General features: G+C 74.8%; 10 protein-coding genes. 6 read left to right on the top strand and 4 right to left on the bottom strand.

The features are described from left to right. Positions 1–153: 153 nt before the first annotated feature. A complete protein-coding gene (locus H9657_RS06615) occupies positions 154–2,661 on the bottom strand; it encodes a non-reducing end alpha-L-arabinofuranosidase family hydrolase (protein WP_191781636.1) in 2,508 nt (835 codons plus the stop codon). 272 nt (positions 2,662–2,933) lie between these two features. Between H9657_RS06615 and H9657_RS06620 the strand changes: the two genes are divergently transcribed. Next, positions 2,934–3,977, top strand: coding sequence for a LacI family DNA-binding transcriptional regulator (locus H9657_RS06620; RefSeq protein ID WP_191781637.1), 1,044 nt, complete (start codon positions 2,934–2,936; stop codon positions 3,975–3,977). Positions 3,978–3,987: 10 nt separating this feature from the next. On the opposite strand, the gene H9657_RS06625 is transcribed toward H9657_RS06620, so the two are convergent. Further along, positions 3,988–6,288, bottom strand: a complete 2,301-nt coding sequence (locus tag H9657_RS06625; RefSeq protein WP_191781639.1) for an exo-beta-d-1,3/1,6-glucosidase — start codon at positions 6,286–6,288, stop codon at positions 3,988–3,990. 372 nt (positions 6,289–6,660) lie between these two features. Between H9657_RS06625 and H9657_RS06630 the strand changes: the two genes are divergently transcribed. The 4 genes from H9657_RS06630 (at position 6,661) to H9657_RS06645 (ending at position 10,532) form a co-directional block, all read left to right on the top strand. Then, entirely contained in the window at positions 6,661–6,987 is a 327-nt protein-coding gene (locus H9657_RS06630) for a hypothetical protein (RefSeq protein WP_191781641.1), read from the top strand. Between the two features lie 56 nt (positions 6,988–7,043). Next, entirely contained in the window at positions 7,044–7,442 is a 399-nt protein-coding gene (locus H9657_RS06635; RefSeq protein ID WP_191781643.1) for a VOC family protein, read from the top strand. A gap of 33 nt (positions 7,443–7,475) precedes the next feature. Next, a complete protein-coding gene (locus H9657_RS06640; RefSeq protein ID WP_191781645.1) occupies positions 7,476–9,170 on the top strand; it encodes a bifunctional 3'-5' exonuclease/DNA polymerase in 1,695 nt (564 codons plus the stop codon). An 81-nt stretch (positions 9,171–9,251) separates the two neighbouring features. After that, positions 9,252–10,532, top strand: coding sequence for a YihY/virulence factor BrkB family protein (locus tag H9657_RS06645; protein WP_191781647.1), 1,281 nt, complete (start codon positions 9,252–9,254; stop codon positions 10,530–10,532). Here H9657_RS06645 and H9657_RS06650 read toward each other — a convergent pair. Next, positions 10,505–11,122, bottom strand: coding sequence for a sugar O-acetyltransferase (locus H9657_RS06650; RefSeq protein WP_191781649.1), 618 nt, complete (start codon positions 11,120–11,122; stop codon positions 10,505–10,507). The two genes, H9657_RS06645 and H9657_RS06650, sit on opposite strands and share 28 nt — an antisense overlap. 107 nt (positions 11,123–11,229) lie before the next feature. On the opposite strand from H9657_RS06650, the gene H9657_RS06655 reads away from it, so the two are divergent. Further along, entirely contained in the window at positions 11,230–12,399 is a 1,170-nt protein-coding gene (locus H9657_RS06655; protein ID WP_191781651.1) for a PrsW family intramembrane metalloprotease, read from the top strand. 7 nt (positions 12,400–12,406) lie between these two features. Here the strand turns inward: H9657_RS06655 and H9657_RS06660 are convergent, their stop codons facing one another. Continuing rightward, complete coding sequence (locus H9657_RS06660) at positions 12,407–13,147, bottom strand: cupin domain-containing protein (protein WP_191781653.1); 741 nt, start codon at positions 13,145–13,147, stop codon at positions 12,407–12,409. Positions 13,148–13,187: the final 40 nt, after the last annotated feature.

The following is a 13,187-nucleotide window of genomic DNA, read 5'->3' on the forward strand; positions in this document are numbered from 1 at the left end:
CTCGTGCGGGCAGGGGGTGGCCGGGCGGCCCCCCGCGCCGCCCGGCCCGCCCGGGTCCGAGTTCCCGGGCCGGGCCCGGCCGTCGCCGCCCCTGGGGCGAGGGCCGGGCCCGTCGTGCGTCGGTCGGGTGTCCGGCCCGCCGACGGTCGTGGGCTACCGCTGCATCGTGAGCAGGCCCGGGCGGTACGGCAGGCGACCGTAGTCGCCGCCCGAGCTCGGGCTGCGGCCCTGGTAGAGCAGACGCAGGTTGCACGGGTCGACCGTCATGGTCTGGTCCGCGTTCGTGCGCAGCAGCTCACCGTGGCTGATGTCGTTGGTCCACGTCGCACCCGAGTTGGCCTTGCCCGCGAACGGGTTCGACTCGCTCGCGGCCTGCGGGGTCCACTGCCCGTCGAGGCTCGTGGCCGTGAAGGACCGGAAGTAGCGGCCCTGCGAGCCCATGGCCTCGACGATCATGAGGTAGCGCTGCTGGCCCTGGAGCCTGTAGACCTGCACCGCCTCGAACAGGTTGGCCTGCGTGTCGGTCATGATCGTCTGGTAGCTCGACCCGAAGCTGCCCGGGAAGTTCCCGATCGGCATCGACGCCCGGTAGATGTTGCCGTTGTCACCGGCGAAGAACAGGTACATGTTGCGGTCGTCGCCGATGAGCGCCTGGTCGATCGGACCGGTGCCGGAGTTCGAGATCGACCCGGTGAACAGGTTCTGGTGCGCCGACCAGCTGTTCACGTCGGTGGGGTTGGTCGACGTCCGGTAGGAGAACGCGGGACCGCCCCACTGGTACGCCAGGACCCACACGTTCTTCGGGGCGAAGTAGAACAGCGACGGTGCGACCGCGCTGAACGGCATCGCGTTCTGGCTCGCCGAGCCCATCTGCGAGTAGCTCGTGAACAGGCCGAAGTTCATCGACCCCCACGACGTGCCGTTGTCGTGCGTCGTGGCGTAGACGAGCTGCTGCCCGTTGTACGGCGCGACCGTGAAGTCCTTCAGCGACACCCAGCCGGACCGCGGCTGCGCGAGCACCCCGGAGTCCGACCAGCGGTAGGACGAGGGCAGGTTGCAGGTCGGCTGCGGCGTCGGGGTGGGCGACACGGTCGGCGTGGGCGAGACCGTCGGCGTGGGCGTCACGGTCGGCGTGGGCGAGACCGTCGGCGTCGGCGTCGGTGTCGGGGTGGGCGAGACGGACGGCGTCGGTGACTGCGTCGGGACCACGGCGCCGTTGCAGCCGGCGCCGTTGAGCGTGAACGCCGTGGGCACCGGGTTGTCGCTGCCGGAGAACACGCCGTTGAAGCCGAGCTGCACCGTGCCGCCGGACGGCACGGACCCGTTGTAGTCGGCGTTGCGGATGCTCACCTGGTTGCCGGTCTGGGTGGTGACGCCGCTCCACGACTGCTGGACGCTCTGGTTGCCCGGGAAGGCGAACGCGAGGGTCCAGCCGTTGAGCGCGGCGCCGTGGTTCGTGATCCGGATGTCACCCGTGAAGCCGCCCGGCCACTGCGCCGTGACCTTGTACTCGACCGTGCACGCACCGGTGCCCGGGTTCTGTGTCGGCGTGGCCGACGACGTGGGTGACGGCGTGGGGGTCACGGACGGCGTGGGTGTCACGGACGGCGTGGGTGTCGCCGACCGCGTCGGCGTCGGCGACTGCGTCGGCGGCGCCGCGTTGAGGGCGTCGAGGACCGCGGTGTAGGCGGCCTTCTTGTTGCCCGAGCTGTCGAAGAGCAGCGGGTTGGCGCCCGTGCGCCACGAGTCGTTGTCGCGGACGCCCCAGACCGTGATGCCGGTGCAGCGCGCGACGGCCAGGCACGCCTGCGTGACCTGGCGGTAGGCGTTGGCCTGGTTGCCGCCCTGCTCGATGTCGAGCTCGGTGATCTGCACGTCGACCCCGAGGTCGGCGAACCGCTGGAGGTTGGCCTGGTAGTCGCTCGGGACGCCCGTGCCCAGGTGGGACTGGAAGCCGACGCAGTCGATCGGCACGCCGCGCGACCTGAAGTCGCGGACCATGTTGTACACGCCGGTCGACTTCGCGTTGATGCCGTCGGTGTTGTAGTCGTTGTAGCAGAGCTTGGCGCCCGGGTCGGCGGCGCGGGCGGCGCGGAACGCGGCCTCGATCCAGTCGTTGCCCGTGCGCTGCAGGTTGGAGTCGCGCCGGCTGCCGCGGCCGTCGTCGGCGAAGGCCTCGTTGACGACGTCCCAGGCGTAGATCTTGCCCCGGAAGTGGGTCGCGACCTGCGTGACGTGGTTGATGAGGGCGTTGCGCAGGGTGCCGCCGGACATGTTCTGCATCCAGCCGGGCTGCTGCTGGTGCCACGCGAGCGTGTGCCCGCGGACCTGCTTGCCCTTGCCGAGCGCGTAGCTGACGATCCGGTCGCCGTTGGTGTAGCTGAACTGGTTCTGGTTCGGCTCCGTGGCGTCCATCTTCATCTCGTTCTCGGCCACGATGGAGCTGAACTCACGGTCGACGATGCCCATGTAGGTGCCGTCGTTCATCTTGCCCGCGGCGATCGCCACGCCGAGGTAGCGCCCGCTCTGCTGGGCGGCCGCACCGAGGGTGGCGGCCGCGGCATGTGCCGGCAGCGTGGTGAGCACACCCGTGAGGGTCAGTGCGGCGACCGAGGTCGCGGCGACGAGCGCCCTGCGGGCCCGTCGCGATGTGTTCTGCATGCGTCGCCCTCTCTGCTCGCACCCGCCGACGTTGGCGGGTGCCCCGGACCGCCGACGGGCACTCCCGCCGTGCCGTCAGCCGTTGTGTACGTTCACAATCGCATGATCATGCGGAACACCGCAGGGCTCGGTTCACGGCGAATCGTTTCGCGATCCACGGACGGGCGGGTCGTGGGCGGGCGCGGGCGCGCACCCCGCGCCGCCGTTAGCATCGGCACGGCCCTCCGACGAGGCCGAACGGCCGGCGACGCACGAGGAACGGGTGGGCGTCGATGACGAGCAGCGGTCACGGCACGGCACGGCGCCCGTCGATCACCGACGTCGCGCGCCGCGCGGGCGTCTCGGTCGGCACCGTGTCGAACGTCCTCAACCGGCCGGACCAGGTCGCGCCGTCCACCCGGGGTCGCGTGCAGGCGACCATCGAGGAGCTCGGGTTCGTCCGCAACGCCTCGGCGCGGCAGCTGCGCGTGGGGGCCATCCACACCGTCGGCGTCATCGTCCTGGACATGGCCAACCCGTTCTTCACGGAGATCGCGCGCGGCATCGAGGACCGGATCTCCCCCGACCAGTACACGCTCCTGCTGTCGTCGTCCGACGACGACCCCGTGCGCGAGGCCCGCTACCTGCGGCTGCACGAGGAGCACGGCGTGCACGGCCTCATCGTCAGCCCCGCCCACACGTCGCTCGACGCGATCCTCGCGATGCGCGAGCGCGGCGTGCGCATCGTGCTGCTCGACGTCCCGCGCCGCCCGGTGCCGATCTCGTGCGTCGGCGTGGACGACGTGCGCGGGGAGCGGCTCGCGGTCGAGCACCTCCTGGCGCTGGGCCACCGTCGCATCGGCTTCGTCAACGGCCCCGACACCATCAGCCAGTGCGCCGCACGGCGCGAGGGCGCCGTCGCCGCTCTGGCGGCCGCGGGGCTCGACCCGCAGGAGGCGCTCGTCGAGGTGACCGTGCCGACGCTCGACCTCGACGCCGGTGCGACCGGCATGGGCCGGCTGCTGGCCCTGCCACCGGCGCGTCGACCGACCGCGACGCTGTGCGCCAACGACCTCGCGGCCGTGGGCGCCCTGCGCACGCTGCGCCGCGCCGGGGTCGCCGTCCCCGAGGAGATGGCGGTCGTCGGCTACGACGACATCCCGGTCGCGAGCATGCTCGCGGTCCCCCTGACCACGGTGCGCCAGCCCACGCACACCCTCGGCTGGACCGCCGCCGACCTGCTGCTGCGTGAGGCCGCCGGCGACGGCACGACCCCCGAGCGGGTCGTCTTCCAGCCCGAGCTCGTCGTGCGCGAGAGCACCGGCGGCGGGGCCTGACGCCCGCGCGTCAGCCCGTGACCGTGAACCCCGCGCGCAGCAGGTCCCGGTCGCGCGACGAGCGGCCGACGAGCAGCTCGAACTCGCCCGGCTCGACGACGCGCCGGCCCTCGGCGTCGACGATCGTGCAGTCGGCGACGGGCAGCTCGACGTCGACGACGACGGACTCCCCCGGTGCGACGTCGACGTGCCGGTACGCCTTGAGCTCCTTGTCCGCCCACGTCAGCGACGTGACGAGGTCGCTGACGTAGACCTGGACGACCTCGTGGGACGGCCGCGTGCCCGTGTTGGTCACCGTGACCTGCGCCCGCACGACGTCGTCGCGGCCCAGGACGGGCTGGGCGACGGTGAGGTCCGTGTACTCGACCGTCGAGTACGACAACCCCTCGCCGAACGCGAACGCCGGGTCCTGCGTGAGGTCCGCGTACCGGCTGCCGTGCTGACCGCGCAGGCCGTTGTAGTAGACGGGCTGCTGCCCGACGTGCCGCGCGAACGTCAGCGGCAGGCGTCCCGCGGGGTCGATCGTGCCGAGCAGCAGCTCGGCGATCGCGCGCCCGCCGCGCATGCCCGGGTTCGCGGCCCACACGATCGCGTCGGCGCCCAGCGCCGAGTCCGGCAGGACCAGCGGCTTCGACGCGACGAGGACGACGGTCATGGGCGTGCCGGTCGCGGCGAGCGCGTCGAGCAGGGCGACCTGCCCGCCGACCAGCTCGAGCGTGGCGGTCGAGCGCGTCTCGCCCATGAGCCCGATGGTGTCGCCGACGACCGCGACGACGTGGTCGGCCGCCTCCGCCGCTGCCACGGCCTCCGCGATGAGCGCGGCGTCCGGCTCGGCCGCGTGCAGGATCGGCATGCGCGGCTGGCCGTCCGGGTAGAGCTCGCCCTCGGGGTCGGGCCCGAGCCGGCCGATCTCGGCGCCCCGCGCGTACGTCAGCTCCCAGCTCTCGGGCAGCAGACCGGTCAGGCCGTCGAGGACCGTCTCGGTCATGTCGCGCGGGTGGCCCTCCTCGCGCATCCAGTCGACCTGCCCCGAGCGGCCGGCCCAGTCGCCGAGCTGGGCGTCGACGTCGTCGGCGTTGGGGCCGACCAGCGCGAGGCGCAGGGGCGGCGGCACCGAGCCGTCGGGCGCGGTCGCGCGCCCGTCGAGCCCGGACTCCAGGCCCCCGCCCAGCGGCAGGACGCCCGAGTTGCGCAGCAGCACGAGCGAGCGCCGCGTGACGTGCAGGTTGATGTCCTGGTGGTCGTCGGAGCCGATGACCTCGGCCTGCCGGACCGGGTCGGGGCGACGCGGGTCCTCGAAGAGGCCGAGCTCGAACTTGATCGTGAGGATGCGCGCGACGGCCGCGTCGAGCTGGGCCTCGTCGAGCAGGCCGTTGGCGACGGCCTTCTGCGCGCCCTCGAAGAACCCGGGCGTCGTCATGACCATGTCGTTGCCCGCGTTCACCGCGTTCGCGGCCGCGTGCTCGTGGTCGGGGGCGATCTTCTGCTCCCAGACCATGCGGCCGACGTTGTCCCAGTCGGTGATGAGCGTGCCGGTCCAGCCCCACTCGCCGCGCAGCACGTCCTGCAGGAGCCACTTGTTGACGACGATCGGCACGCCGTCGGTCGACTGGTAGCCGATCATGAACGTCCGCGCGCCCTCACGGGCCACCCGCTCGAACGGCGGCAGGAACCACGAGCGCAGCTTGCGCCGCGACAGGTCCGCCTCCGAGGCGTCGCGCCCGCCCTGGGTCTCGGAGTACCCGGCGAAGTGCTTGGCGCACGCCAGGATCGCCGTCGGGTCGTCCAGGCCGTCGCCCTGGTATCCGCGCACCATCGCCGCCGCGAGCTCGCCGATGAGGAACGGGTCCTCGCCGAACGTCTCGGTCACGCGCCCCCAGCGCAGGTCGCGCGTGATGCAGACCACGGGCGAGAACGTCCAGTGCAGGCCCGTGGCGGACACCTCGACGGCCGTCACGCGCGCCATGGCCTCGGCCGCGGCGGGGTCCCACGACGCGGCGACGCCGAGCTGCGTGGGGAAGATCGTCGCGCCGCGCCAGAACGAGTACCCGTGGATCGCGTCGTCCGCGACCAGCAGCGGGATGCGCAGCCGCGAGCGCTCGACGGCGTCGAGCGCCTCGAGCACGCGCTGCGGCGAGGCGTGCAGGATCGAGCCCACGTGCTGCTCGAGGACGAGGTCCTCGACCCCCGGCTGGGCGTCGAGCTGCAGCATCTGGCCCACCTTCTCGGGCAGCGTCATGCGGCTCAGCAGGTCCGCGACTCGCTCCGGGATGGGGAGCGACGGGTCCTGGTACGGGGGGGTGTCCACCAAGGGGTCCTCTACGACGTTCGGATCGTGCGACCGGCCGCACGACGCTAACGCAGGAGACGCGGCGCGCGGTAACCGTCCGACGATAGCCACCGCAGGGCGTCCCGGGTGGCCGGGTGGTGCGGGGCGGCACCGGACCGGTGGGACGCCCCGGGCCGGGCGCGGGCTCCCGCCCGGGACGCAAGCGCTCGCCCTGCCGCGCGCTGGGCCGCCCGTGGGACGCGTCGTCGCACGTCACCCGATCGCACGGGTATCTCACCCCGCACAGCACCCCCCTGTGTGGGTGGACGCCGATAGCGTCCGGACCGACCCGGCCGGCCCGCGGTCGCCGGGCGCCCGACCCGGGCGTCGGGGGCGAGAGCAGCGGAGGTCGACATGGGTGAGACGGGTGCCACACCGGTACTGACGTCGGCGGACTGCGTGCTGGTGCGCACGTCGGCGACGGTCGCGACGACGGTGCACCGTCAGGGCGCCCACCTCGTCGTGCACTTCCTGCAGCCGTCCGGCGTCACCCGCTGGATGTGGCCGTGCGAGATCCTCGACGACGCCCTGCGCGCACCGGGCGTCGTGCACGGCGACGACGCGGTCGAGGTCGTCGTCGACCCCGACACCGCCGACCTCGTCGTGACGCTGGACGGCGAGGACGGCAGCGCGCTGCTGGCCGTGCCGGGCGACGCCGTGCGGACGGCCCTCGCGCGCTGACGCGCGGGTGTCGGTGGCCGGTCGTAGCGTGACGGGCACCCGACCGAGGAGTCACGATGCCGCTGCGCTGGTACACCACCGTCGTCGAGTCCCGCGACCCCCACGCGCTCGCGCGCTGGTGGGCGGCCGCGCTCGGGTGGGACTACGTGCCGCTCGCCGACGACGAGGCCGACGTCCTGCCGCCGTGGGCGCGCGAGGCCGCCGCCTCGACGCCGTTCCACCGCCTCCCGCCCGGGCTCTGCTTCGTCCAGGTCGACCACGACAAGACCGTGAAGAACCGGCTGCACCTCGACCTGGCGCCGCACACCTCGGACGACCGGGACGCCGAGATCGCCCGGCTCCTGGACCTGGGGGCCACGCGCGTCGACGTCGGGCAGGGGCCCGACGTCTCGTGGGACGTGCTGGCGGACCCCGACGGGAACGAGTTCTGCGTGCTGTCCAGCCGCGACGAGTGACGCCGGTGTCGGCGGGCCGCGCGAGGATGGGGCGTGCCCGCCTCCGTCCTGCTCACGCGTGACACGCGCGCACGCACCGTCACGCTGACGTCGCTCGACGCCGACGCCGCGCCGCAGGACGTGGCGGTGGTCGACGACGACGCGGTCCCGGACGCGGTCGCGCGGCTCGAGGCCGCCGACCACCCGCGCTGGGTCTGGGACGACACGCGCCGCTGGTACCCGGCCCTGCTCGCGGCGGGTGTGCGCGTCGAGCGCTGCCACGACCTGCGGCTGTGCCAGACGATCCTGCGGCACGCGGCGTCCGCCACCGGTGCGCGGCTGCAGTCCGCGCCGCCGGGCCCCCTGGACGCGCCGCCGCCGGACGCCCCGGCGGAGCACGAGCCCGACCTGTTCGACGCGCTGCGCGACACCACGACGCCGTCCGACCGCCCGGACCCCGGCGACGCGACGCCCGACGACCTGCTCGCCGCGCTGCGCGACCAGCTCGACGCCGTCGCCGGCTCGACGCGGCCCGGCCGCCTGCGGCTGCTGCTCGCGGCCGAGTCCGGCGGCGCGCTGCTCGCCGCCGAGATGCAGCACGACGGCCTGCCCTGGGACCCCGTGCGGCACGACGAGCTGCTCACGGCGCTCCTCGGGCCGCGGCCGGTGGGCGGCGGGCGCCCGCGACGCCTCGAGGAGCTCGTCGCCACGATCCGCGAGCTGCTGAGCGACCCCCGCCTCAACCCCGACTCCCAGCCGCACCTGCTCGCCGCGCTGCGGCGCCAGGGCTTCTCGCTCGGGTCCACGAGCAAGTGGGAGGTCCGCGAGCTCGACCACCCCGTCGTCGAGCCGCTGCTGGAGTACAAGCGGCTGTCGCGCCTGCTGAGCGCCAACGGCTGGGCGTGGCTCGACGCGTGGGTGCACGACGGGCGGTTCCGCCCCGCGTACGTGGTCGGCGGCGTCGTGACGGGACGCTGGGCGACCGACGGCGGCGGCGCGCTGCAGCTGCCCGCGTCCCTGCGGGGCGCCGCACGCGCCGACCCGGGCTGGCGGCTCGTCGTGGCCGACGCCTCCCAGCTCGAGCCGCGCGTGCTGGCCGCGATGTCCGGTGACCGCGCGATGGCCGAGGCCGCGCGCGGGTCGGACCTGTACCAGCGGATCGCGGACGCCGGCACGGTCCCCACCCGCAAGGACGCCAAGTACGCGCTGCTGGGCGCGATCTACGGCGCGACCACGGGCACCGCGGGCATGCTCATGCCGCGGCTGACCCGCGCGTACCCGCAGGCGGTCGCGCTCGTGGAGGCGGCGGCGCGCGCGGGCGAGCGCGGCGAGCCGGTCTCGACGTGGCTGGGCCGGACGTCACCGCCCGGGAGCGCCGCGTTCCTCGACCGCCTGGGCGCCGCGGGCGCGGAGGGCGCCGACCCCGACGACGTGCGCGACGCCCGACGCCGCGCGCGCGACCGGGGCAGGTTCACCCGCAACTTCGTCGTGCAGGGCACGGCGGCCGAGTGGGCGCTGTGCTGGCTCGCGTCCCTGCGGCGCCGGCTGCGCGGCATCGGCGACGGCCGCGCGCACCTGGTGTTCTTCCTGCACGACGAGGTCGTGGTGCACTCCCCCGCGGCCGACGCGGACGAGGTCGCGCAGGCCGTGCGGGACGCCGCCGACGAGGCGGGCCGGCTGCTGTTCGGGTCGGCGCCCGTGGAGTTCGCGCTCGACCTGGCGGTCGTGGAGTCGTACGCCGACGCGTGAGGCACGCAGCCCGCTCACCGGGTGCGCCGGCGGGGACCCACCTACGATGCGCGCAGGCCCCTCGACCCCCGCGGAGGCACCGTGCTGCTCGTCGCCGCCGCCGTCCTGGCGGTGCTCGGCGCGGTCGCGTGCCGACGGCTCGACCCGGCCACCGCACGGCTCGCGGTCGCCACGACGACCCTGGTCGCGCTCGGCGGCGCGGCCGTCGCGTGGACGGCGACCGCCGGGCTCGTCCCGCGCGGCGCGCCGTCCTGGCTCGCGCTCGTCGCGGTGGCCGTCGCGGCACCCGCCGCCGTGCTCGGCTCGGCGCGCGCGGTGCCCCGCGTCCGCGCCCGCCTGCCGGAGCGGACCGGGACGACGCTCCTCGACCGTGCCGACGCGTGGGCGGCACGGCACCCCGCGCGCATCGGCTCGCGCGACTGGCTGCCGTTCGTGCTGCGGTGCGTGCGCCGCGCGATCGACGTGCGCGTCACGGGCCTCGCGGCCGAGATGACCTACTACGCGCTCATCTCCGTGGTCCCGCTGACGTCCGCCCTGGGCGCGAGCCTCGGCTACCTCGAGCGCTTCACCGACCCCGAGCGGGTGTCCCAGATCGAGGACGGCGTCATCGGCGGCGTCTCGGGCGTGCTGGCCGACGACGTCGCGCAGGACGCGCTGGTCCCGCTGGTGCGCAGCCTGCTGCGCGAGGAGCGGACCGGGTTCGCCGTCGGCTCGGTGCTGCTCACGCTCTTCCTGGCCAGCCGCATGTTCCGGGCCGCGATCCGCGCGCTCGACGACGCGTACCGGGTGCCCGAGCGGCGCGGGCTGCTCGCCCAGGGCGTGCTGGGCCTGGCGCTGGCGCTCGGTGCGGTCGTGACCCTCCTGGTGATCCTCGTGCTCGTCGTCGTCGGGCCGCTGCTGGGCGGGGGCGAGGAGATCGCGGGGCGGCTGGGGCTGGGCGCGGCGTTCAGCACGACGTGGGCCCTCGCGCGCTGGCCCGTCGCCGTGGCCGTCGCGATCGCGTACCTCACGCTGCTGTACCGCTACGGGCCGCACCAGCCCGCGGGCACGACGTGGCGCCGGGCCGTGCCGGGCGCACTCGTGGGCACGCTGGGCCTGCTGCTGGTGGCGGGGGGCTTCGCCGTCTACCTGCGGGTCGCGGGGCCGGCCGGGCTGGACGTCGACGGGCAGGGCACCGTGCAGGTCGCGGCGCAGGTGCTGGGTGTCGTCCTGGCCGCCGTGCTGTGGCTGTGGGTCTCCGCGATCGTCACCCTCACCGGTGGCGTCGTCAACGCCGTGCTCCAGGAGCTGCCGCCCGACGACGACGCGGCACCGGCGCCCGGCCGGCCCCCCGGTCAGGCCAGCGTGCCGGGCGGGCGGTAGGCGAACTCGCGGTCCGCGTCGGTGATGGGGCGCAGCACGCGCGCCGGCACGCCGCCGACGACGACACCGGGCGGCACGTCCTTCGTCACGACGCTGCCCGCCCCGACGATCGAGCCGGCGCCGACCCGCACGCCGGGCAGGAGCACGACGTGCGCACCGAGCCACACGTCGTCCTCGACGACCACGGGTGCCGAGAACTGCGACATGCCGGAGCGCAGCTCGGGGTGCACGGGGTGACCCGTGACGCTGATGGTGACGTTGGGCGCGATCATCACGCGCGACCCGATGGTGACCTCGATGTCGTCGACCAGCGTGAAGCCGACGTTGACGAACACGTCGTCACCGAACGAGACGTTGTAGCCGTACGACACCTGCAGCGGCGCCTCGATCCACACCCGCTCGCCCATGCGGCCGAACAGCTCGCGCAGCAGGGCCTGGCGCGCCGGGACGTCCGTCGGGTTCATCATGTTGAAGCGCCAGGTGAGCTCCTTGGCGCGCTGGCGCTCCGCGACGAGCGCCTCCAGCCCGGGGCCCTCGTCGTCGTACAGCTCCTGCGCCCGCATCCTGCGGCGGACCTCGCGCTCGTCCATGCGTCCCCTCGTCTCGTCCGGCTCCTGCGGCCGGTCGGGGCCACCCTACGTTCGGCCGCGGCACCGCACCGGGACGTGCGTCCCGCCCGCGGCCCTAGGGTGGCGCCGTGAGCAGCCACGAGCCCGCCCCGCCCGCCACGGCCGCGGACGTCGTCCCCGCGCAGTGGGTCCCCGACCGGCGCCGGACCCCCGCACGCGACGTCCTGGTGATCGTGGCCGGCGCGCTGATCGCCGTGGCGGCGCTCGCTGCGGTCGCGCTCGTGCTCGTGCAGGTCGGTGTCGGAGCGGGTGTCATCGGCACCCTGCTGGCCGTCGTGCCGCTGACGGCCGTGCTGCTGGGCGTCCGCTGGCTCGACCGCTGGGAGCCCGAGCCGCGCGGCGCCCTGCTGTTCGGGCTCCTGTGGGGCGCGGGCGTCGCGGTCCTGGTCTCGCTCGTCGCCAACGAGCTGACGATGTACGCGGTGGCGCAGGTGACCGGGGACCTCGACGCGGGGCGTCTGGCCGCCGCGCTCGTGTCGGCACCCGTCGTCGAGGAGCTCGCCAAGGGCGCGGGCGTGCTCGTGCTGTTCCTGGCCCGGCGCCGCTACTTCGACGGCGTCGTCGACGGGATCGTCTACGCGGGCGTCGTGGCCGCGGGCTTCGCGTTCACCGAGAACATCCTGTACTTCGGCCAGGCCGGAGGCACGCTGGCCGAGACGTTCGTGCTGCGCGGGCTCGCGACGCCCTTCGCGCACCTGCTGTTCACGGCGTGCACCGGCGCGGCCCTGGGCCTGGCCGCCCGGTCCCGCCACCGCTCCGCCGCCTGGTGGCTGCTGCCGCTCGGGCTGCTCGCCGCGATGGCGGGGCACGCGGCGTGGAACGCGACCAGCGTGTTCGCGGGTGACGCGTACCTCGCGGTGTTCGCGGTCGTGCAGGTGCCGCTCTTCGCGGGCGTCGTCGGGCTGGCGTTCTGGCTGCGCCGCCAGGAGCGCGCCGTGATCCGCCACCGCCTGTCCGAGTACGCGCGCGCGGGCTGGTTCGCGCCGCACGAGATCGACATGCTGACGTCGTTGCGGCGCCGCCGGACGGCCGTCGGCTGGGCGACGCGCGCCGGCGGCAAGGACGCGGGCGCGGCGATGCTCCGGTTCCAGCGCGACGCGACGACCCTCGCGTTCCGCCGGCAGCTCGCCGCGACAGGCCGCACGGACCTGCGGCAGCACGCCGCGTCCGAGCGCGACCTCCTCGTCGCCGTCACGGCGGACCGTCACACGGTCCTGGCGGCGGCCGCCGGACGCTGACGACGGGTCAGCCCAGGTCCCACGTCTCCAGGCGGCCGCACAGGCCGTACCGGCGGGGGGCGGGGGCCGACTCGAGGCGCTCGGCCCGTCCCGCCTGCAGGTGGGGGGCGGACCCGCGCATGAGGCCCTCGAGCACACCGGCGGTGGCGTCGGTCTCGGCGAACGCCGTGCGCCCCCACAGGTCCTGCCAGCGCGGCACCGACGGCCGCACGAGCCGCACGGCGGCCTCGTAGAACGGCTGCAGCGCGGCGCGGGCACCGACACGGGCGGCGGCCTCGCGCAGCTGGCCGTAGCCCGTGAGCGCGAGGTCGCGGCGCGCGCGGGCGGCCGCCGCGACCTGCTCGTCGGTGACGTCGGCGTGCGCCCCGCCGACGGGCAGCGAGGCCGCGTCCCGGTACGTCGCGGTGTCCGTCAGCGCCACCGGGGGGAACGTGATGACGGCGTCGCCGGCCTCGGGCAGGCCCGCGTTCGCCATGACGACGAGGACCTCGAGGTCGCCGTCGTTCACGGCGCGGTGGATGACGCCGGGCTGGACCGTGACGACCACGCCGGGGCGCAGCGGGTGCTCGGCGAAGCCGTCGGGGCCGAGCGTGTGGACGGCGCCCGTGCCGGACAGCACGACGTACGCCTCGCTCGAGGCGATGTGGACGTGCGGCGTCCCGCTCCCGGCCCGCCCGACACCGTCGGGGGCGGGCCAGTCGTAGACGCGCAGCCGGTTGACGGACACTCCACCGGGAAGTCTGGTCATGCGTCCAGCATGCCTGAGGTCGTCTGGGACCACGCGCGCA

The organism is Cellulomonas avistercoris, from assembly GCF_014836445.1.
Lineage (GTDB): Bacteria > Actinomycetota > Actinomycetes > Actinomycetales > Cellulomonadaceae > Cellulomonas > Cellulomonas avistercoris.